Origin of the sequence: Synechococcus sp. BIOS-E4-1, assembly GCF_014279995.1 — a bacterium.
In the GTDB taxonomy this organism is placed as follows: Bacteria; Cyanobacteriota; Cyanobacteriia; order PCC-6307; family Cyanobiaceae; genus Synechococcus_C.
The window spans coordinates 2,884,837-2,904,472 of record NZ_CP047935.1 but is presented as its reverse complement, the minus strand read 5'-3'; the positions used below and the strand labels follow the sequence as shown (position 1 = coordinate 2,904,472).

14 protein-coding genes, 2 tRNA genes and 2 rRNA genes are annotated in these 19,636 nt (G+C 56.2%); 11 read left to right on the top strand and 7 right to left on the bottom strand.

Features of this window, described 5'->3' with window-relative positions:
• The first annotated feature begins 18 nt into the window (after positions 1-18).
• A complete protein-coding gene (locus SynBIOSE41_RS15925) occupies positions 19-393 on the top strand; it encodes a DUF4346 domain-containing protein (RefSeq protein WP_186538875.1) in 375 nt (124 codons plus the stop codon).
• Positions 394-399: 6 nt separating this feature from the next.
• On the opposite strand, the gene SynBIOSE41_RS15920 is transcribed toward SynBIOSE41_RS15925, so the two are convergent.
• Positions 400-1,974 (bottom strand): B12-binding domain-containing radical SAM protein, encoded by a 1,575-nt coding sequence (locus tag SynBIOSE41_RS15920; RefSeq protein ID WP_186538873.1) that lies wholly within the window; start codon positions 1,972-1,974, stop codon positions 400-402.
• Positions 1,975-2,131: 157 nt separating this feature from the next.
• Between SynBIOSE41_RS15920 and SynBIOSE41_RS15915 the strand changes: the two genes are divergently transcribed.
• A complete protein-coding gene (locus tag SynBIOSE41_RS15915) occupies positions 2,132-2,224 on the top strand; it encodes a cytochrome B6 (RefSeq protein WP_156486801.1) in 93 nt (30 codons plus the stop codon).
• Here the strand turns inward: SynBIOSE41_RS15915 and SynBIOSE41_RS15910 are convergent.
• Positions 2,211-3,437, bottom strand: coding sequence for an MFS transporter (locus SynBIOSE41_RS15910; RefSeq protein ID WP_186538871.1), 1,227 nt, complete (start codon positions 3,435-3,437; stop codon positions 2,211-2,213). The two genes, SynBIOSE41_RS15915 and SynBIOSE41_RS15910, sit on opposite strands and share 14 nt — an antisense overlap.
• Complete coding sequence (rimO, locus tag SynBIOSE41_RS15905) at positions 3,434-4,834, bottom strand: 30S ribosomal protein S12 methylthiotransferase RimO (RefSeq protein ID WP_255475837.1); 1,401 nt, start codon at positions 4,832-4,834, stop codon at positions 3,434-3,436. Before rimO ends, SynBIOSE41_RS15910 begins: the two co-directional genes overlap by 4 nt.
• Positions 4,835-4,909: 75 nt before the next feature.
• Here rimO and SynBIOSE41_RS15900 point away from each other — a divergent pair, with 75 nt between their 5' ends.
• The gene (locus SynBIOSE41_RS15900; protein ID WP_186538869.1) at positions 4,910-5,851 is read left to right on the top strand and encodes a vitamin K epoxide reductase family protein; all 942 of its coding nucleotides are present in this window, start codon (positions 4,910-4,912) and stop codon (positions 5,849-5,851) included.
• Between the two features lie 33 nt (positions 5,852-5,884).
• Here the strand turns inward: SynBIOSE41_RS15900 and nadB are convergent, their stop codons facing one another.
• The 3 genes from nadB to SynBIOSE41_RS15885 form a co-directional block, all read right to left on the bottom strand.
• Positions 5,885-7,570, bottom strand: coding sequence for an L-aspartate oxidase (gene nadB / locus SynBIOSE41_RS15895; protein ID WP_186538868.1), 1,686 nt, complete (start codon positions 7,568-7,570; stop codon positions 5,885-5,887).
• A gap of 91 nt (positions 7,571-7,661) precedes the next feature.
• Positions 7,662-8,039 (bottom strand): photosystem II complex extrinsic protein PsbU, encoded by a 378-nt coding sequence (psbU, locus tag SynBIOSE41_RS15890; protein WP_066911821.1) that lies wholly within the window; start codon positions 8,037-8,039, stop codon positions 7,662-7,664.
• A 117-nt stretch (positions 8,040-8,156) separates the two neighbouring features.
• Positions 8,157-8,888 (bottom strand): DUF3120 domain-containing protein, encoded by a 732-nt coding sequence (locus SynBIOSE41_RS15885; protein ID WP_255475836.1) that lies wholly within the window; start codon positions 8,886-8,888, stop codon positions 8,157-8,159.
• A gap of 142 nt (positions 8,889-9,030) precedes the next feature.
• Between SynBIOSE41_RS15885 and SynBIOSE41_RS15880 the strand changes: the two genes are divergently transcribed.
• Positions 9,031-9,879 carry an undecaprenyl-diphosphate phosphatase gene (locus SynBIOSE41_RS15880; RefSeq protein WP_186538866.1) on the top strand — a complete coding sequence of 283 codons (849 nt, stop codon included), beginning with the start codon at positions 9,031-9,033 and terminating at the stop codon, positions 9,877-9,879.
• A gap of 19 nt (positions 9,880-9,898) precedes the next feature.
• Complete coding sequence (locus tag SynBIOSE41_RS15875; RefSeq protein WP_186538864.1) at positions 9,899-11,296, top strand: TIGR03279 family radical SAM protein; 1,398 nt, start codon at positions 9,899-9,901, stop codon at positions 11,294-11,296.
• A 120-nt stretch (positions 11,297-11,416) separates the two neighbouring features.
• Here the strand turns inward: SynBIOSE41_RS15875 and SynBIOSE41_RS18440 are convergent, their stop codons facing one another.
• Positions 11,417-11,785, bottom strand: coding sequence for a hypothetical protein (locus SynBIOSE41_RS18440; RefSeq protein WP_370594250.1), 369 nt, complete (start codon positions 11,783-11,785; stop codon positions 11,417-11,419).
• Between SynBIOSE41_RS18440 and SynBIOSE41_RS15870 the strand changes: the two genes are divergently transcribed.
• The 6 genes from SynBIOSE41_RS15870 to SynBIOSE41_RS15845 all read left to right on the top strand — a co-directional run bounded on the left by SynBIOSE41_RS15870 (position 11,675) and on the right by SynBIOSE41_RS15845 (position 19,531).
• Complete coding sequence (locus SynBIOSE41_RS15870) at positions 11,675-13,030, top strand: TolC family protein (RefSeq protein ID WP_370594245.1); 1,356 nt, start codon at positions 11,675-11,677, stop codon at positions 13,028-13,030. The two genes, SynBIOSE41_RS18440 and SynBIOSE41_RS15870, sit on opposite strands and share 111 nt — an antisense overlap.
• 13 nt (positions 13,031-13,043) lie before the next feature.
• A complete protein-coding gene (locus tag SynBIOSE41_RS15865; RefSeq protein ID WP_186538861.1) occupies positions 13,044-13,847 on the top strand; it encodes an inositol monophosphatase family protein in 804 nt (267 codons plus the stop codon).
• 600 nt (positions 13,848-14,447) lie between these two features.
• Positions 14,448-15,932 (top strand): 16S ribosomal RNA (locus tag SynBIOSE41_RS15860).
• Between the two features lie 183 nt (positions 15,933-16,115).
• A tRNA-Ile gene (locus SynBIOSE41_RS15855) sits at positions 16,116-16,189 on the top strand.
• Positions 16,190-16,198: 9 nt separating this feature from the next.
• A tRNA-Ala gene (locus SynBIOSE41_RS15850) sits at positions 16,199-16,271 on the top strand.
• A gap of 394 nt (positions 16,272-16,665) precedes the next feature.
• Positions 16,666-19,531: ribosomal RNA gene (locus tag SynBIOSE41_RS15845) — 23S ribosomal RNA — on the top strand.
• Together the 16S and 23S rRNA genes with 2 tRNA genes alongside form the textbook arrangement of a ribosomal RNA operon.
• The last annotated feature ends 105 nt before the right edge of the window (positions 19,532-19,636 follow it).

Sequence of the window (19,636 nt, the reverse complement as noted above, 5' to 3'; positions counted from 1 at the left end):
CATTTGTAAGGTGTGACGATGGCAGAAGGCACTTCCTCGATCGATGACCAGCTTTCACAGCGATTCATCGAGCTTGACCCGTCTGGTTACTTCCTGATCAAGCTGGACACTGATGTCGGTGAACTCGTTGCTGAGCACTACAGCAATGATGTGGATGAACGGGGCCGAGCCACTGATCCGGAAACTGGTGAAGTTCTGGCCTGTCGTGGTGGTGGCCCGCGTCAGCCGAGCACAAGCTTTCGCGGCAGAACGGCCAAGGAACTTGGCATTGCTCTGACCGAAGCGGATGCCCCACTTCCCGTCAGCCGTCTTGACCATGCCTTGTACCTAGGCAGGGAATTGCAGAAAGCCGAAGCCTGCCTGAAAGCAGGACTGCCCTACAGGCAGGATTGAGTCAGGTCAGGCCGTCAGCAACTCGCGGGAAGTGCTGGGTTCTTCTGGGGGAAGCGATTCCAGCTGTTCGCGGATTTCGCGTTGAACGATCGCGCGATATTCCAGGAAGTGTTCGTTGTGGGCCAGCACCACCAGGAACTGCTCCAGCATGGCTGGGTTGCGTCGAGCCATGCTGAACATGTAACGCCAGAAACGACTGCGGGTATCGCGTTTGATGCCCTGCCTCCAGACCACGATGGACAGAGCCCTGATATCAGTCCAGGTCGGCAGTTTTGATGTGCCCTTCCAGCGTGGCGCTCCCATTTTCAGGTAGTAGGAGTAAACGCGATCCATGTATGCGTTTGGTTCATAGAGCGCACAGAAGGCATCGACGTATTCGTTGGCGATGTCCCGGATCGGACGCGTGGGTTTGAAATTGAGCAGGTTGGTTTGGTTCACGCCCTTGGCGGCGGACTTGTCCTGAATCAGACGCCCCTCTTTCTCAAGGCGATGCCAGAGGGCTGTGTTTGGAAGAGCCTGCAACATGCCCATCATGGCTGCCGGAATTCCGGTTCTGGTCACGAAATCAACAATGCGTCCGCCGGCGCCGTCTTTTTCACCGTCGAAACCAATGATGAAGCCTGCCATCACGCGGATGCCGTTCGCGGTGATCCTGTCAACGGCAGCATCCAGAGGATTGCGTGTGTTCTGAAGTTTTCGGGAGGTTTCCAGACTCGCTTCATCCGGAGTTTCGATGCCGAGAAACACACTCTCAAAGCGCGCTTCGTGCATCATGCGCATCATCTCTTCGTCATCGGCGAGGTCCACTGAGGCTTCGGTTGCGAAGCTGAAGGGATAGCCACGCTCTTCCTGAAACTCTCTGATCTGGGGGAGGAGCTGCTTGGCGTTGCGCTTGTTGCCGATGAAGTTGTCATCCACAAGGAAGATGGATCGCCTCCAGCCGAGGTCGTGGAGATACTGAAGCTCTGCGATCAGCTGTTCCGGTTTTTTCGTGCGTGGCTTGCGTCCATAGAGAACGATGATGTCGCAGAACTCGCAGTTGAAGGGACAGCCTCTTGAGAACTGCACGCTCATCGAGTCGTAGGCATCGAGCTGCAGCAGGTCGAAGCGGGGAATCGGTGTGGCTGTGACATCGGGTTTGTCACCCTCAGCGCTGAAACGCCCGCCACTGTCACCTCGCTGGATCGCTTCGATGAACATGGGCAGTGTGATTTCACCTTCATCGAGCACCTTGAAGTCGGCCTCTGCGATCTCAGGGGCATCAGGAGTGGAACTCGCATAGGGGCCTCCCACGGCGACTGACAATCCGCGACGCTTGGCTTCGGCGATCTGGATCTGCATGTCGTCTTTCTGGACGATCATTCCCGAGATCACCACAAGCTCGGCCCAGTTCCATTCCTCTTCGGTGATCTCTCGCACGTTGCGATCGACGAGCTTCATCTCCCATTCCTGGGGCAGTAATGCCGCCACGGTGACCAATCCCAGGGGAGGGAGCAGCACCTTGCGATTCACCAGCTCCAGAATCTTCTCGTAACTCCAGAACGTCTTCGGGAAGAGGGGATAAATGAATAAGGTGCGCATGATCCGGAGCGTGAAGGTGGTCTGTCTGTTACTTGCGGTCGACCCTGCGGACAGAACCTTCCGTTTCCATTTGATTTCGTTGTGCAGGATCTTAAGGGGGATCTGCTGAATCGAGACCTGATTTCTGATCTAATAGGTGCTGCAATCTGTGACAGGCATGGGCGTCCTCATTTATGTGGGTCTAGTCGGGGCCGGACTCACCACCGCTGTGACCATCAGTTTCGTTCTGCGTCGGATCAAACTGATCTGATTTCGGTCAGCACAGAGTCGCCGCGGCGCCAGATCTCAAGCACTGCAAAAAAGACTCCGAGAGTGCCGCTGATGGCGAAAGTCGCCTGAAGTCCCATCATTACGGTGAGTTGTGCGGCAATCAGCCCACTGAGTCCACCGCCTCCCAGAAAGGCAATCTGTCCAAGGCCAGCCATACGGCCGCGCAGGATCTGTGTTGAACCCACCTGGGTAATCAGGTTGCTGCTGCTCAGCAGCCCCGCAGTGCCTGCTCCGATCATCAGCGTCATTGCGAGCAAGAAGGGCACGTCACCCCCATGGGCCATCCCCAGTTGAGCCACGGCGGTGATCAGTGCAAAACCGGCCAGAGTCCGAGAGGGTCTTCGGCAGAAACGGTGACTGTTGCGTTGCAGCAGCAGCCCACCAGCAATGCTTCCCAGGGCCAGAACGCTGGTGAAAACAGCAAGATCCATCGGGGTATTGCCCAGTTCGCTAGCGGCGATCAAGGGCCCAAGCCCAGGGTGGAAGAAGCCCACCACGCACATCAATCCGGTGAACATCAGCACGTGCCTCAACGTGCTGCCGCATTCCCTCCAGGCCACGCGCAGTGACGCCTTATCTCCCGGCGCACTGCGCTCCTCCAGTTCCGTTCTCGGATGCAGCAGCCAGATCACACTGGCGATCGGTATCAGGTAAGTGGCGGCATCAAGAGTGAGGGCTGTGGCCGGACCCGCCAGAGTGATGAGCACTCCCCCCAGGAGGGGGCCTACTAGCTTCCCGACGTTGAAGACCACTGAGAAGCTCGTCAGGAAGGGTGCCAGCTCGGAGTTGTCGTCCAACAGCAGCGCGCAGTATTTATTGCGAGCCGTGAGTTCATAGGCACCGGCAATGCCCACCAGCAAGGTGCTGGCCAGCAACATCAAGACCTGTGCTTGCCCATCGAACACTGGAATGGAAAGGGCTCCCAGCAGGCCTGCGCCGAGCAGTGCCCACTGTGCCTGGATCAACACCCGCTCACAGCCAACCCGATCGGTGCGCACGCCGGCGGGGCCGCTCACCAGTATCGTAGGCAGGGAGAGTGCGGCGAAATTCAGTGCCAGCACCATGGGTGCCTTGGTTTCATCCATCAGGATCCAGCCCTTGGCGGTGAGCCCTGCGAACGAACCGGCAGTGCTCAAGCCGGATGCGATCAGGAAGATGACGCGTTGGCGTGCATGCGGTGAAGGATGGCTCAAGTGCTGCTGCGAGCAGAGGCCACCATTTCGCTTGCTCCTACGATCTCTCCGCTCAGGTCGTAAATGTCGGCACTGTTGATTCGCACCGGAACCATGGTTCCCGGTCCTGCTTGCATGCCGTCCGCGCGTGGCTGCACCTGCACTTCGCCATCCACTTCAGGTGCAAAGCGGGCACAGCGGCCAATCATGTCTCCAGTGCTCGGATTGTGCTGCTCGATCAGCACATCCACGGTGCGCCCCACCCAGCGGGTGTTGGCCTCGGCCGAGATCGGTTGTTGCAGGGTCATCAGCCGATCTTTCCTGGCAGTGGCAATCTCGGCTGGCACTGGATTGGGGAGCTTTGCTGCGGCCGTTCCTTCCTCCGCGGAGAAGGTGAACACTCCAACGTGATCGAATCGCTGGCTTTCAAGGAACCCAGCCAGGTGTTCGAATTGCTCCTCCGTTTCACCGGGAAAGCCCACGATCAGCGTGGTGCGCATCACGGCATCCGGCAGCTGTTCCCGCAGCTGGTTCATCAGACGGTCGTTGACATCCGCCTGCCAGGGACGGTTCATGGCTCTCAGTACCTTGGGGTGGCTGTGCTGGAGAGGCAGGTCGAGATAGGGGAGAACATTGGGGACATCCTTGTATGCGGCGATCACTTCAGGGGTCAGGCCTGTGGGGTAGGCGTAATGAACCCGAATCCAGGGAATCTCAACGTCACCGAGGGCCCTGAGAAGGTCCGCAAGGCGAGGCCGTCCGTAGATGTCCTGCCCGTAATTGGTGGTGATCTGGCTGATCAGAATCAGTTCCTGAACGCCCTGTTCCGCCAGTTGATGGGCTTCAGAAACGATCGATTCGATCGTTCTTGAACGTTGATTGCCACGCAGATGCGGAATGATGCAAAACGCGCAGCGATAGTCGCAACCTTCGGCCACTTTGAGATACGCAACCGCTTCTCCGGTGGTGCGATACCTGGGAAGGGTTTCATCGCCGACGAACGTCGGGTTCTTGCTGACCCGGTTGACGCGTTCCCCCGCCTCGACTCGCTCCAGCACCTCCACAATGTGCTGGTAATCGCCAGTGCCGACGATGGCTTTGGCTTCCGGTAAAGAGTCGAGCAGCTCTTCCTGAAAATGCTGTGCCAGGCAGCCGGCGATGATCAGTTCCTTGCCTTGCTCAGCGAGTCCCACCAGCGTGCGGACCGATTCCTCCCGGGCTTCCTGGATGAAGCTGCAGGTATTGACCACCACAACGTTGGCATCACTTTCGTCACTGCTGACCCCATAGCCTGCTCGTGTCAGCAGGCCGAGCATGTGTTCGGTGTCGACCCGGTTCTTTTCGCATCCCAGATGGGCGAAAGCCACCGTTGGTCGTGTGCTGACCATGTCGCGGCCGGGAGCTTGGTCCGGTGACATGGGAACTGCGCAGCAACTTTCACCATAAATCTCGCGCTGATTCCTGCCAAAATTCAAAAACTCAGTTCAGTGCGCATGGGCACCACCCGACTCACCAGCCGACGTCGTCAGGACCAGGGCTTCAAATGGGCGCGCATCAGCATGGCGGTGCTGGCAACCGTCGGGGTGATCGATACCGGTTCGATCACGCTTAAGCGTTGGGGGATGCTCGGTGAGCTCATTTGCCCGATGGGCGGAGATGGGTGCGACAAGGTCCTGAACAGTCCCTGGGGAACCCTGGCTCAGACGGATGCCGTCAGCATCCCGTTGTCCTTTGCCGGACTGCTGGCCTACCTCGCTGTTCTGGTGATGGCCCTTGTGCCTCTTTTGCCGGGATTGATGGAGAACCGCAGCGATCTGTCCAGGCGCACCTGGTGGGGACTGTTCGCTGTGTCTCTTGGGATGGCGGTCTTCAGCTTGGTGCTGCTGGGCTTGATGGTCTTCAAGATTCAGGCCTTCTGTTTTTTCTGTGTGCTCTCAGCGACCTTGTCGATTCTGCTGCTGATCCTTTGCGTGATCGGCGGTGGATGGGACGACCCCTCTCAGCTGTTCTTCCGCGGCATTCTCCTGGCTCTGGCTGTCTTGCTCGGCAGTTTGATCTGGGCCTCGGTTCTTGACCCTGACCGGCCGGAGGCTGCTGTGACCGGCCCTGGTGCACCTCCTCTTGTCACCACCGAAAGCACTCCTGCCAAGGTGGCTCTGGCTGAACATCTCACCGCCACCGGAGCAGTCATGTACAGCGCTTACTGGTGTCCTCACTGCCATGAGCAGAAGGAGGACTTTGGTCTGGAAGCTGCCAATAAGCTCACCATCGTTGAATGTGCCCAGGATGGTCAGAACAGTCAACGCGCCCTCTGCCAGAGCAAGAAGATCGAAGGTTTCCCCACCTGGGAGATCAACGGCAAACTCGATTCAGGTGTCAAAAATCTGAAAACCCTGGCAGGCCTCTCCGGCTTCAAGGGAGACACCAACTTCTGAGCTGCCGGCCCCACTGTTTGGTCAGCGCGTCGATTAATCAATGACGCTGCGGGTTTTGATCTCTTCCCCTCTGAGCTGCCGACTGTGCCGGCGCCACTGGGGAAGGGAACAGGGTGCATCGCTGCGGAAATGTCCTCCGCGACTTTCGGTTCTGAACAGACAGGCTTCCAGGAGCAAAGCAGTGGTGCGCTGCCGATGGATGAGATCAAGCAGCAGATTCAGTTCCTGGCGACTTGGTTCCTCCAGCTGCAGCAGTTGCTGATGGGATTGGCGGTTGACCATACACAGCAGCACTTCCTGTTCCAGGGGGCTCATGGCCCTCCTGGTCAACTTCAGCAGGGTCTGCATCCCTGCTCTGGAGCGATTGACGCCGGCCACATCCCAGCAGTGTTCACTCAGCTGATCGATGCTGCGCGTGAGTTCGCCGATGCTGATCGTGCTGCGGGCATTGGTCTGGCTGGTGCTGGTTGTGTCCCTCTGAAGGCTCCATTGCTCTTTGTCGTGCTTTGAAACAGCCGGCAGGTCGATCGTTCCCAGTTGGCGTGCGAAGACCAGACATTCCATCAGTGAATTGCTGGCCAGACGATTGGCACCGTGCAGCCCTGTGCAGGCCACCTCACCCACTGCGTAGAGGCCTGGCAGCGATGTGGCGGCGTTCAGATCCGTTGCGACGCCTCCCATCCAGTAATGGGCTGCAGGTGCGACGGGGATTGGTTGCTCAAGAGGATTGAGGTTGTGGTTGCGGCACCGCTCAAGAATTGTGGGGAAGCGGCGTTCAGCCTGGTCGCGGGGGATCCCTGAAAGGTCCAGGCCAACGTGGTCGGTGTCCTGGTTGCGCATGCTTTTCAACAGTGCGCGGCTGACCTGGTCTCTGGGAGCGAGATCAGCCCCTGGCAGGTCAGTGACTGGACTGTTTCCCGCTGCGTCCACGAGTCGTCCTCCTTCTCCACGCACTGCCTCAGAGATCAGAAAGCAGGGAGCTCCAGGAAGCTTCAGCGCAGTCGGATGAAACTGGACGAACTCGAGATCTTCAACTGCAGCCCCAGCAGCCCAGGCCAGGGCAATTCCCTCCCCTGCGGCTTGAGCTGGATTGGTGGTGTTGGTGTAGAGGTGACCTCCGCCTCCAGTGGCCAGGATCACTGCTCTGGATCGGATCCATTGCAGCCTGAACCCGTCCAGAACCTGGACGCCGCAGCACCGCCCGTTCTCAACCCAGAGCTGGCTGACGCGAACACCCCTGCGATGCAGCAATCCAGGCCTCTGCTCGGCATGTTGCCGAAGCACATCAACCAGAGCATGGCCGGTTCGGTCCTGAACATGCAGCACTCGATGATGACTGTGCGCAGCTTCGAGGGTGGTGGCCAGGCTCCCGTCGCTATTCCGATCAAAATCCATCCCCAGCTCGAGCAGCCTGTCGACACACTGCGGTGCCTGTTCAACGAGAAGACGGACCGAATCACCGTCGCAAAGACCAGCACCCGCATCAATGGTGTCTGTTGCGTGGCTGTCGCTGTTGTCATCGCGACGGGTGACGGACGCAATCCCGCCCTGGGCCCATCGGCTCGATGAGCGCCGGCTGGTGTTGCGATTGACAAGCAGCACTCGCAGCCCGTCCGGCAGTTCAAGACAGGTCATCAGGTCTGCGGCTCCGGCACCAACCACCACCACATCCCAGGGACCCGAAGGGATGGGTTCGCTGCCAGGGCTGGAGGGTTTCATGTCAGAACCAAAAAACCGCCGGGTTGTCCGGCGGTTTTACCGCAATCGAAGCAATCCAATCAATGGCGATCGGCGTTTTCAGTGAGCTGCCTCAGCGGTACTGGCCATCATTGATCCGATCGAAACCCTCATTGAGAGCAATTGATGGTTCTGTGACGGTGAAATTGTCGCGGTACTTCTCGAACAGCTCTTTCTGCCGATCTGTGAGATCGAGGGAAAGAACATCGTTAACGCTCTCGTAGGGCCCACCCAACACGATCTTGCCGGCAAGGGTGGGATACATGCCAGGGAACTGCTGGAAACGACGCACGGAGGAATTGTTCAGATCCACCTTTTCGCCGCGCTCTGCGATCTTGTCGTCAGCCACGTTGCGGATGTCAGCAGCCTGAACGCTCGCTGGTAGGAGCAGGCCCATCAGCAGGCCTGCCATCACAAGAATGCCTGTCAGCCAGGACAGCAGACGCTTCATGGAACTCTCCGTCTAGAAGATCGGAACGGGATGATTACCGGCATTGCCGGCATGCAAACCATACAAGTGCCGTTGCCGTGATCCGTTGCCAGGGGTCGCAGTTTTTTGCAGTTCGTTTCAGACCAGGCCGCTGAGTTCTGGTGCAAGCAGTGACAGCGACAGAAATAATCCGTCAATCAGAAGGGTTGTGAACAGCACTGCAGCCGCCACAGACCAGGACTTGTCCGTCGCTGTTGACAGGTTGCTGCGATGTCTGCAGTGCTGGACGAGCTTGAGGATGACTGCTCCTGCCGTGATCACCGTCAGCAGAGAACTTGGCCTGAGCACGAATGCAGCAGCGTCCTGGAGCAGCAAAGTCGCTTCTGCCGTGGAGGCTCCAATCACCGCAGGCCAAAGGGATATGACGCCTGTGAGAGCCATGGCCAGATCGGTGAAAGCTGTGCCCAGCAGCGACGCCAGATAAAAGGCGCAGCCAAGACGCCATCGCGTTTGTAGGCCTGTGATCGCCAGAGGCAAGGCAAAGGCTTCAACAGGAAGATGCAGCAATGGATGACTCGCAAGCCACCCCCAGAACAGGCTGCCAGCCAGCCAGCTGCCACTGAAGCCAACCAGAAGTGCGCCCAGCTCTTTCCATTTATTAGGTGCAATCGAATTGGTGATCACGCCCACTGAAAGCAGGACCAGGCCGAACAGGCAGGAGGTGAAGGGCTGTTGGCGCACCCATGGAGCCTGAACAAACACAGGCAACACCACCAGCATGGATGCCCAGAAGGGCAAACCTGCCATTCCCAGAGCGATCGGCTGGACCGGCTCAGTAAGGGCTTGGTTGCGTATCAGCCCACTGAACAACGATCCACTCCCGCCATATGTGAAGAAAGGACTGTGACATTAGAAGATTTGCGCCTGATTGAGCGTTTTTGTGAGCTGTCTGATGTCATCGAGTGTTGGGTCTGGCGATAGCGTCCTCAAACTTGTGTTCAGGACGTCATAGGTGTCAGAACCCGGACTGCTTGAGGCCATCTGGAGAAATGTTGTTCTGGGTGTCGTTCAGGGCCTGACTGAGTTTTTGCCGATCAGCAGCACGGCCCACCTGAAGGTGGTGCCCGCCTTGGCCGGCTGGCAGGATCCCGGTGTGTCGGCCACGGCTGTCATCCAGCTGGGCAGCATCGTCGCGGTTATCGGCTATTTCCGCGACGACCTTGCTGGGGTTTGGAAGGGAATCAGTGCTGCCCTGCGGAGAGGGCAGTGGCGGGAGCCCGAAGCCCGTCTGGGGATTGCAATGGCCATTGGCACTGTGCCGATCCTGGTGGTGGGGCTTGGCATCAAAGTGTTCTGGCCCGGCTATGAGACGTCTCTGCTGCGCAGCGAACCGGTGATCGCCGTTGTGTCGATTGTGATGGCGTTGCTGCTGGCTCTGGCGGAGAAGCTTGGCCCCCGCCTCAAGCGACTCGACCAGGTGCAAGGGCGTGATGGCCTGGTGGTGGGTCTCGCCCAGGTGCTCGCTCTGATTCCTGGGGTTTCCCGATCGGGGAGCACTCTCACCGCCTCGCTCTTTGACAGCTGGAAGCGTCCGGATGCGGCCCGATTTTCTTTTTTGTTGGGCATTCCAGCCATCACCCTGGCGGGTTTGATTCAGTTAAAGGATGCTTTTAGTGATCCCAGCGCTGGTGGCGCGCTGCCCCTGTTGATCGGAATTTTTTCTGCAGCAGTGGTCTCCTGGCTGGCCATCGACTGGCTGTTGAAGTACCTGCAACGTCACAGCACCTGGATTTTCGTGATCTACAGGTTGCTCTTCGGAGTGTTGCTGCTGGTGTGGTGGTCCGCCGCCGGCCCAAACTGATAACACTCGCCTGCTTGATGTGTGGAATGAGCCTTCCGCAGGGGTTGCTGTCGCGGCTCTGGACCCCGCAAGCCCCTCACGACAGCCTGAGCCTGCAGTGGTGGCTTCAGTCGAGTCAGGCTCCATTGGAGAGGAACTGGGGTTCGAGCCAGGGGATCAGCTGCTCAGCATCAATGGTGTGCGCCCCCGCGATCTCATTGATTACCGCTATCTGATTGTTGAGGAGGAGCTGACGCTTGAGGTTCGTGACAGCGCCGGTGCGCTGCATTGCGTCGAGCTGGAGAAGGATGCGGACGATGGCTTGGGGCTGGCTTTCACCGAAGCTCTCTTTGACGGCCTTCGTCAATGCACCAATCGTTGCCCCTTCTGCTTCATCGATCAGCAGCCGCCGGGCCATCGAGACAGCCTATATCTCAAGGATGACGATTATCGACTCAGCTTCCTTTACGGCTCCTATCTCACTCTCACCAACCTGAGTGATGCCGATTGGGAGCGGATTGAGCAGCAACGGCTGACACCGCTTTTCGTGTCTGTGCATGCAACAGACCCCGATCTGCGATCCGCACTTCTGGAGAATCCAAGAGCAGGAAAGCTGCTGAAGCAGCTGGAGTGGTTTGCGCAGCGCAAGTTGCAGATTCACGCGCAGGTAGTGGTGTGCCCCGGTCTTAATGACGGTGATGCACTTTTAAGGACTCTTCGCGATCTCGCCTGTTTTACAGGTGTTGAGTGGCCTGCAGTGCTTTCGGCTGCGGTGGTACCGGTGGGGCTGACTCGTTTCCGCCCACCTGGTGATGGGTTACGGGCTGTCACCCCTGAAGATGCCAGGCGGGTGATTGACGCAGTGGAACCGCTCCAGTCTGAGTTCCAAGGGCGCTTCGGCAGTCGATTTGTTTGGTTGTCGGATGAGTGGTATTTGATAGCGGGTCGTCCACTTCCTCCACGCCTCAGCTATGAGGATCTCCCTCAGCAGGAAAACGGCGTGGGAACGATCCGGGCGTTTCTCGAGTCCCTGGATGAGGCCACGGAATCACTGCCAGAGCGAGTCGCCGTGCCACGGCGCAGCAGTTGGGTGGTGGGTCGTCTCGTCGACAAGGCTCTGGAGACGGTCACCGAACGTCTCAACAGGATTGATGGCGTCTGCCTGCGGATGCACGGTCTTCCCAGTCCCTACTGGGGACAGGACCAGGTGGTCACCGGTCTGCTGACTGGTCAGGATCTGCTGGATGGCCTCAAGGATCAGGACCTGGGGGATCAGTTGCTGCTGCCGTCGGTGATGTTGCGGCAGGGGCAGCCTGTTTTTCTTGATGACATGACTCTGGATCAGGTTCAGGCGCAACTTCCTGTCCCGATTCGGATCGTGCATGGAGCAGCTGACATCGTGGCCGCAGTGCTCGGAGATCCAGAGAAAACCACCTAAGCTCCGCCAAGCTCAGGATTTGAAGTGCGTCGGACAGCTGCAAGCCTTTTTCTGATTGCAGGCATCGTGCCCTCTCACATCGCTGGGGTTGTCTCCGCTCAAGAGTCTTCTGGAGTCACGTCAGACAACGGCGCTGCGTTGATTGATCAGAATTCCCTGCCGACAGCCATTGAACAGAAAGGAGCCCGGCCCCAGGCGGACCCTTCGGTGCTTCCTCCGGCGGCCACAACACTGCCCGAGACGCTCGATTCGTTGCATTCGCCGCCTACTCTCGCGCTTCCGGATCAGCCTGATCAGGTTCGGATTCGAGAGCTCAGACCGCTCACTCTCGCGGAAGTTGAACAGCTGGCAGAAGTCAATAGTCCAAGGCTCAAGGCGGTGGCACTCGAGGTGCAGCAAGCCAAGTCCAGCTTGAGAGCGGCGATCTCTAGCTGGTACCCAACGCTCAATCTCACTGCCAATGGTCTGCCGCAGTATCTTTCCGGACAAGAGCGATTCACTGACAATAATGAAGCGGATACTGAGAGCGTTACGACTGGTCTGCGGCAGAGATCAGGTGTTCTCACCTATACAGAACAGACCACTGCCAGTTTCCGAGCATCGCTGAACTGGAAGTTGATTGATCCAGCACGAGTTCCCCAGATTTCTGCTGCGCGAGACAGCTTTGAAAGAGCACGTGATGCCTATTTGATCGCTTTGAGAGATCTGCGATTAACTGCGGCCACCGCCTACTACAACCTTCAGCGATATGACTCACAAGTTGATGTTGGCAAGCAGGCTGTGGCTGCTTCACTGTTGAGCTTGCGTTACGCAAGATCACGTTTTCAGGCAGGTGTGGCAACCAAGCTGGAAGTGCTTGAAGCGGAAACGCAACTTGCCCGAGATCGAGATGGCTTAATCCAGTCTCTTAATTTACAGGTTCGAGCGCGTCGAGATTTGGCCAGAATCATCGATCTGCCTCAGGACATCACTGCAACCGCCGCATCCCCAGCAAAAGTTGTGGGCGTTTGGGAGCCGTCTTTGCAAGAGAGCATCATTGCGGCTTATGCCTTCCGCGAAGAGCTCGATCAGTTCATTCTGGATATTTCGATTAAAAACAGCAATGCCAATGCTTCTTTGGCAGCTGTGCAGCCGGTTTTAACCATCTTTAACGATTTCTCGACACAAAGATCCGAGATCCAGCAATCCCAACAATCTTTCTCTACCGAACTTGAAGGATGGGACATGGACAATGCGGTTGGCCTTCAAGCAACCTGGAATATTTTTGATGGTGGCAAAGCCCGAGCTGATTACCGTCGCCAAAAGCAGGCTGCTGAAGCGAGCGCTTATGAATTCGCGAATCAACGCGGTGTGATTCGCTTGCAAGTGGAACAGAGCTTTTATGACTTAAGGGCGAATCAGCAGACCATTCAGACAACCGCGCGCGAGGTTCTGTCTCAACGAGAAGCCTTACGCCTTGCACGCCTTCGCTTCGCTGCGGGTGTGACCACCCAGCGTGAAGTGGTTGATAACCAAAGAGACCTCACAAGAGCACAGACTCGTCATGTCGATGCTTTATCTAACTACAACATCACCGTTGCCGAGTTGAGGCGATATACGGGACTGGACCAGGTCGGCGCTTGTCCACCTCTGAACTTACCTGCTGACAAGGCAGAAATTCCTGAGGCTGAACAGATTCAGATCAAACCCACACCAGAAATTCCAGCCTGTCAAGCTTCCCTCTTGGGTTCTTGATGATGATGCGACGTTGACCTCAAGATTCCTTAACTCTCAGCAATTACTTGCAGTTCATCAGCTGCTCGACAGGGTTGCAGATCGGCAGAGACAGGATTTCGGACACATCGTTTCGGATCTCAAGGCTGATGGATCCCTGATCACAGCCTGTGATCGCTGGAGCGATCAGGCGCTGGTAGATGGACTATCTGAGCTGGCTCCCGGTGAATTCACCCTCAGTGAGGAGGGAGAGAAGGTTTGTCCGTCTTCTTCAGCCTTCTGGGTTGTCGATCCACTCGACGGCACCACCAATTACGCAGCTGGAATTCCTTACTGGGCGATTTCCGTGGCTCGTTTTGTGGACGGTCGTCCTAGCGAGGCTTTCCTGGAGATTCCATCTCTGCGTCAGCGCATCGTGGCGATCCGAGGTCGAGGTGCTTGGCGCAACGGCAAACCTCTCACGCCCGAGACCCGTCTGCAGGCTGGCAGTGCCTGCGTGTCGCTTTGCAGTCGTGCGATCCGGGTGCTGCAGCGCCGTCATGAGGACCCTTTTCCAGGAAAAATCCGCTTGCTGGGTGTTGCCAGCCTCAACCTGGTCAGCGTGGCGATGGGACAGACAGTCGCAGCCCTGGAGGCCACACCCAAGATCTGGGATCTTGCAGCAGCCTGGCTGGTTTTGAGCGAATTGGACTGTCCTCTGCAATGGCTTGATCAAGATCCGGCCGCGCTGACGCCTGGACAAGATCTCGCCGACGTCAGTTTTCCCGTGCTCGCAGCGAGTTCGCAGGCTGAGCTTGAGCGGCTCAGGCCCTGGGGAGAGTCGCTGCTGCTTTCCTGACTGGTCAACCAGTTGCGTATGGGGTGGATTGTGAGTTATGTTTTTGGACTGCGCGTCAGGCGGAAGCCTGCAGCGCAGCCTTTGAGCATGAAGAGCGCGAGCTTGTAATGTTTGGGGGTGCTTACGAGGCCAGGAGGGAGAGATCCCACGGTGTTGTAAGTTTCACAAGCGGTCGCGAGACCGCACGGCCAACCGTTCCTGAGAGGGGACGCGACGGCAGAACCTGGACAATCGAAAAGTTTAGGAACTGACGCTTTCATCGCGTCGAGTTTCGGTTGCTGAGCCGCAAGGTTGAGTAATTGAGCTTGATGAAAATGCGATGTAAGTGTGAGGTCCCGTCAACAATTATTCGTTGCAAGGAAGCAACGTGCTTACAAGGTTGAAAGTTTTCACGAGCTTTTGAGTTTGTCGGTGTGCACGTTGTGGAGCAACAACCGGATCTGAGATCCTGGAAAGTCACGAGGGAGAGATTCTAAGTGCACTCTTAAGAACCCTTCTGTCAGAGGAAGGAGGTTTTAACTGCCATCAGTGCGCCAGTGCTGATGAGTGGGTAAAGCAAATCAAGTTGAAGAGGTGAAAGCCTTTAAGAGGACTTGATCTACAACGGAGAGTTTGATCCTGGCTCAGGATGAACGCTGGCGGCGTGCTTAACACATGCAAGTCGAACGAACCTTCGGGTTAGTGGCGGACGGGTGAGTAACGCGTGGGAATCTGCCCTCAGGAGGGGGATAACGGTTGGAAACGACCGCTAATACCCCATATGCCGAGAGGTGAAATGAATTTCGCCTGAGGATGAGCCCGCGTCTGATTAGCTAGTTGGTGAGGTAAGAGCTCACCAAGGCATCGATCAGTAGCTGGTCTGAGAGGATGATCAGCCACACTGGGACTGAGACACGGCCCAGACTCCTACGGGAGGCAGCAGTGGGGAATTTTCCGCAATGGGCGAAAGCCTGACGGAGCAACGCCGCGTGAGGGATGAAGGCCTCTGGGCTGTAAACCTCTTTTCTCAAGGAAGAAGATCTGACGGTACTTGAGGAATAAGCCACGGCTAATTCCGTGCCAGCAGCCGCGGTAATACGGGAGTGGCAAGCGTTATCCGGAATTATTGGGCGTAAAGCGTCCGCAGGCGGCCTTTCAAGTCTGCTGTTAAAACGTGGAGCTTAACTCCATCATGGCAGTGGAAACTGTTGGGCTTGAGTGTGGTAGGGGCAGAGGGAATTCCCGGTGTAGCGGTGAAATGCGTAGATATCGGGAAGAACACCAGTGGCGAAGGCGCTCTGCTGGGCCATAACTGACGCTCATGGACGAAAGCCAGGGGAGCGAAAGGGATTAGATACCCCTGTAGTCCTGGCCGTAAACGATGAACACTAGGTGTCGGGGGAATCGACCCCCTCGGTGTCGTAGCCAACGCGTTAAGTGTTCCGCCTGGGGAGTACGCACGCAAGTGTGAAACTCAAAGGAATTGACGGGGGCCCGCACAAGCGGTGGAGTATGTGGTTTAATTCGATGCAACGCGAAGAACCTTACCAGGGTTTGACATCCTGCGAATCTCTTGGAAACGAGAGAGTGCCCTCGGGAACGCAGTGACAGGTGGTGCATGGCTGTCGTCAGCTCGTGTCGTGAGATGTTGGGTTAAGTCCCGCAACGAGCGCAACCCACGTCTTTAGTTGCCAGCATTTAGTTGGGCACTCTAGAGAGACCGCCGGTGATAAACCGGAGGAAGGTGTGGATGACGTCAAGTCATCATGCCCCTTACATCCTGGGCTACACACGTACTACAATGCTACGGACAAAGAGCAGCAAGTTCGCGAGGACAAGCAAATCTCATAAACCGTGGCTCAGTTCAGATCGTAGGCTGCAACTCGCCTACGTGAAGGAGGAATCGCTAGTAATCGCAGGTCAGCATACTGCGGTGAATACGTTCCCGGGCCTTGTACACACCGCCCGTCACACCATGGAAGTTGGCCACGCCCGAAGCCGTTACTCCAACCCTTGTGGAGGAGGACGTCGAAGGTGGGGCTGATGACTGGGGTGAAGTCGTAACAAGGTAGCCGTACCGGAAGGTGCGGCTGGATCACCTCCTAACAGGGAGACAAACAACGATTTTGATGTCTGAGTACTTAATTCTTAGGCCGAAATCCTGTCACCTTAGGTCGATCGGTACCTCAATTTTGAAGTCAAGAATGTGTAGCAATGTGCATTGCTTGATGGAGATTTTCAGTTCCTAAACTTTGTCTAGGTCACATCCCACAAGGGTTGAGTCTTCCTGGGCCATTAGCTCAGGTGGTTAGAGCGCACCCCTGATAAGGGTGAGGTCCCTGGTTCAAGTCCAGGATGGCCCATTCGGTGTTGGGGGTTTAGCTCAGTTGGTAGAGCGCCTGCTTTGCAAGCAGGATGTCAGGAGTTCGAGTCTCCTAACCTCCACTGATCGAACTCAATCTCCATCTTCTGGATGATGGAAGATGAACTCGAATGTGATGTGATTTAGATGTGTCCGCTGGCATGACCCCAGCTTCCTGTCATTCCGAAATGAAGTGAATCATCACGATTGTTTTGGTTGATAAGATGCTGGGCTCGAACTGATTGATCAGTTTGATGTCTAGCAGAACCTTGACAACTGCATAGGAAAAAGTCTGTAAGAATAAAGCATCTCTCATGGATGCATCATTCTTTTATAGGATGATGTCAATTCTTGAGCAAGAGCCGAGACTCCATAACGTTCTTTTGATTGTGTCGAGCAATCGAGAGTTTGATGATTAATTCAAATTTGAATTAGTCAGAATCTGTTTCAACGACAGCAAGCGTTTTGGAGATGAATGGTCAAGCTACAAAGAGCTCACGGCGGATACCTTGGCACACAGAGGCGATGAAGGACGTGGTTACCTGCGATAAGTCTCGGGGAGCTGGAAACACGCTTTGATCCGGGAATTTCCGAATGGGGCAACCCTTAGAACGGCCAGCTGAATCCATAGGCTGGCACGAGCCAACCCAGCGAACTGAAACATCTTAGTAGCTGGAGGAAAGGAAAGTAAAAACGACTCCCTGAGTAGCGGCGAGCGAACGGGGAAGAGCCTAAACCGATGGTTTCGACCATCGGGGTTGTGGGACAGCAATGTGGAAAAGGGATGTTAGTGGAAGTGTTTGAAAGACACGCCAAAGAAGGTGAAAGCCCCGTACACGAAAACTGAACTGACCTAGCTGTATCCCGAGTAGCACGGAGCACGTGAAATTCCGTGTGAATCCGCGAGGACCACCTCGTAAGGCTAAGTACTACTGTGTGACCGATAGCGAAACAGTACCGCGAGGGAAAGGTGAAAAGAACCCCGGGAGGGGAGTGAAATAGAACATGAAACCGTGAGCTTACAAGCAATGGGAGCCCGACTTATCGGGTGACCGTGTGCCTGTTGAAGAATGAGCCGGCGACTTATAGGCACTGGCGGGTTAAACCGGAAATGGTGGAGCCACAGCGAAAGCGAGTCTGAATAGGGCGTTTGTCAGTGTTTATAGACCCGAACCCGGGTGATCTAACCATGGCCAGGATGAAGCTTGGGTGATACCAAGTGGAGGTCCCAACCAACTGACGTTGAAAAGTCACTGGATGAGCTGTGGTTAGCGGTGAAATGCCAATCGAACCCGGAGCTAGCTGGTTCTCCCCGAAATACGTTGAGGCGTAGCGTCTCGTGCTCCAGCAGGGGGGTAAAGCCACCATTTCGGTGCGGGCTGCGAGAGCGGTACCAAATCGAGATGAACTCTGAATACCCTGTGTGTAGCGAGGCAGTCAGACTGTGGGGGATAAGCTCCATGGTCGAGAGGGAAACAGCCCAGACCGCCAGCTAAGGTCCCCAAATCAACGCTAAGTGATAAAGGAGGTGGGATTGCCCAGACAACCAGGAGGTTTGCCTAGAAGCAGCCATCCTCAAAGGAGTGCGTAATAGCTCACTGGTCGAGCGATCCTGCGCCGAAAATGAACGGGGCTAAGCGTTGTACCGAAGCTGCGGATTTATGGTAGGGGAGCGTTCTATGTGGGGCGAAGCGTTAGCGTGAGCGGGCGTGGACTGCATAGAAGTGAGAATGTCGGCTTGAGTAGCGAAAACATGGGTGAGAATCCCATGCACCGAAACCCTAAGGGTTCCTCCGGCAGGCTCGTCCGCGGAGGGTTAGTCTGGTCCTAAGGTCAGGCCGAAAGGCGTAGTCGATGGATAACAGGTCAACATTCCTGTACCGGTTATGTTTTGGGAAGAGGGACGGAGAAGGCTAGCCAAGCCAGATATTGGTTACTGGTTCAAGCGTTCGAGGCTATGAGGAGCGGCGAAAACGTTCCGAGCTGAGGCGTGAGTACGAGCTGCTACGGCAGCGAAGTTGGTGATGTCATGCTTCCAAGAAAAGCTCTATACCCGTTAAGGCATAACTGCCAGTACCCGAAACCGACACAGGTGGGGTGGTAGAGAATACCGAGGTGCGCGAGGTAACTCTCTCTAAGGAACTCGGCAAATTAGCCCCGTAACTTCGGGAGAAGGGGTGCCACCGCAAGGTGGTCGCAGTGAAAAGGCCCTGGCGACTGTTTACCAAAAACACAGGTCTCCGCTAAGTCGCAAGACGATGTATGGGGGCTGACGCCTGCCCAGTGCCGGAAGGTTAAGGAAGCCGGTCAGCGTAAGCGAAGCTGGCGACTGAAGCCCCGGTGAACGGCGGCCGTAACTATAACGGTCCTAAGGTAGCGAAATTCCTTGTCGGGTAAGTTCCGACCCGCACGAAAGGCGTAACGATCAGGGCGCTGTCTCGGAGAGAGGCTCGGCGAAATAGAATTGTCTGTGAAGATGCGGACTACATACACCCGGACAGAAAGACCCTATGAAGCTTTACTGTAGCTTGGTATTGTGCCCGGGCTCTGAATGCGCAGGATAGGTGGGAGACGTTGATCTCGTGCTTGTGGGTACGAGGGAGTCAATGGTGAGATACCACTCTTTCAGAGCTAGGGTTCTAACGTTCACCCGTTATCCGGGGAGCGGACAGTATCAGGTGGGCAGTTTGACTGGGGCGGTCGCCTCCTAAAAGGTAACGGAGGCGCGCAAAGGTTTCCTCAGGCTGGTTGGAAATCAGCCGCTGAGTGCAAAAGCAGAAGGAAGCTTGACTGTGAGACCTACAAGTCGAACAGGGACGAAAGTCGGCTTTAGTGATCCGACGGTTCTGAGTGGAAGGGCCGTCGCTCAACGGATAAAAGTTACTCTAGGGATAACAGGCTGATCTCCCCCAAGAGTTCACATCGACGGGGAGGTTTGGCACCTCGATGTCGGCTCATCGCAACCTGGGGCTGAAGTCGGTCCCAAGGGTTGGGCTGTTCGCCCATTAAAGCGGTACGCGAGCTGGGTTCAGAACGTCGTGAGACAGTTCGGTCCATATCCGGTGTATGCGTAGGAATATTGAGAGGATTTCTCCCTAGTACGAGAGGACCGGGAGGAACGCACCTCTGGTGTACCAGTTATCGTGCCAACGGTAAACGCTGGGTAGCCATGTGCGGAGTGGATAACCGCTGAAAGCATCTAAGTGGGAAGCCCACCTCAAGATGAGTATTCCCATGGGGTAACCCAGTAAGGTCACGGGAAGAACACCCGTTGATAGGCTCTACGTCGAAGTCCAGTAATGGATGCAGCGGAGGAGTACTAATAGACCGAGGGCTTGACCATGATTTGGTTCTTGCCTGAGGCGAAGTTTTATTCGATTCAGACGAATGATTGATGATGAAAGTTGTTGATCATGTCCTATGCAGTTCTCAGGGTTCACCCTTGGGA

Coding starts and splice junctions, on each gene's coding strand:
- psbU (WP_066911821.1), bottom strand. CDS start 8,039: ATGAAGCGTCTGCTGTCCTGGCTGACAGGCATTCTTGTGATGGCAGGC.
- SynBIOSE41_RS15920 (WP_186538873.1), bottom strand. CDS start 1,974: ATGCGCACCTTATTCATTTATCCCCTCTTCCCGAAGACGTTCTGGAGT.
- SynBIOSE41_RS15900 (WP_186538869.1), top strand. CDS start 4,910: ATGGGCACCACCCGACTCACCAGCCGACGTCGTCAGGACCAGGGCTTC.
- SynBIOSE41_RS15915 (WP_156486801.1), top strand. CDS start 2,132: ATGGGCGTCCTCATTTATGTGGGTCTAGTCGGGGCCGGACTCACCACC.
- SynBIOSE41_RS15925 (WP_186538875.1), top strand. CDS start 19: ATGGCAGAAGGCACTTCCTCGATCGATGACCAGCTTTCACAGCGATTC.
- rimO (WP_255475837.1), bottom strand. CDS start 4,834: ATGTCACCGGACCAAGCTCCCGGCCGCGACATGGTCAGCACACGACCA.
- nadB (WP_186538868.1), bottom strand. CDS start 7,570: ATGAAACCCTCCAGCCCTGGCAGCGAACCCATCCCTTCGGGTCCCTGG.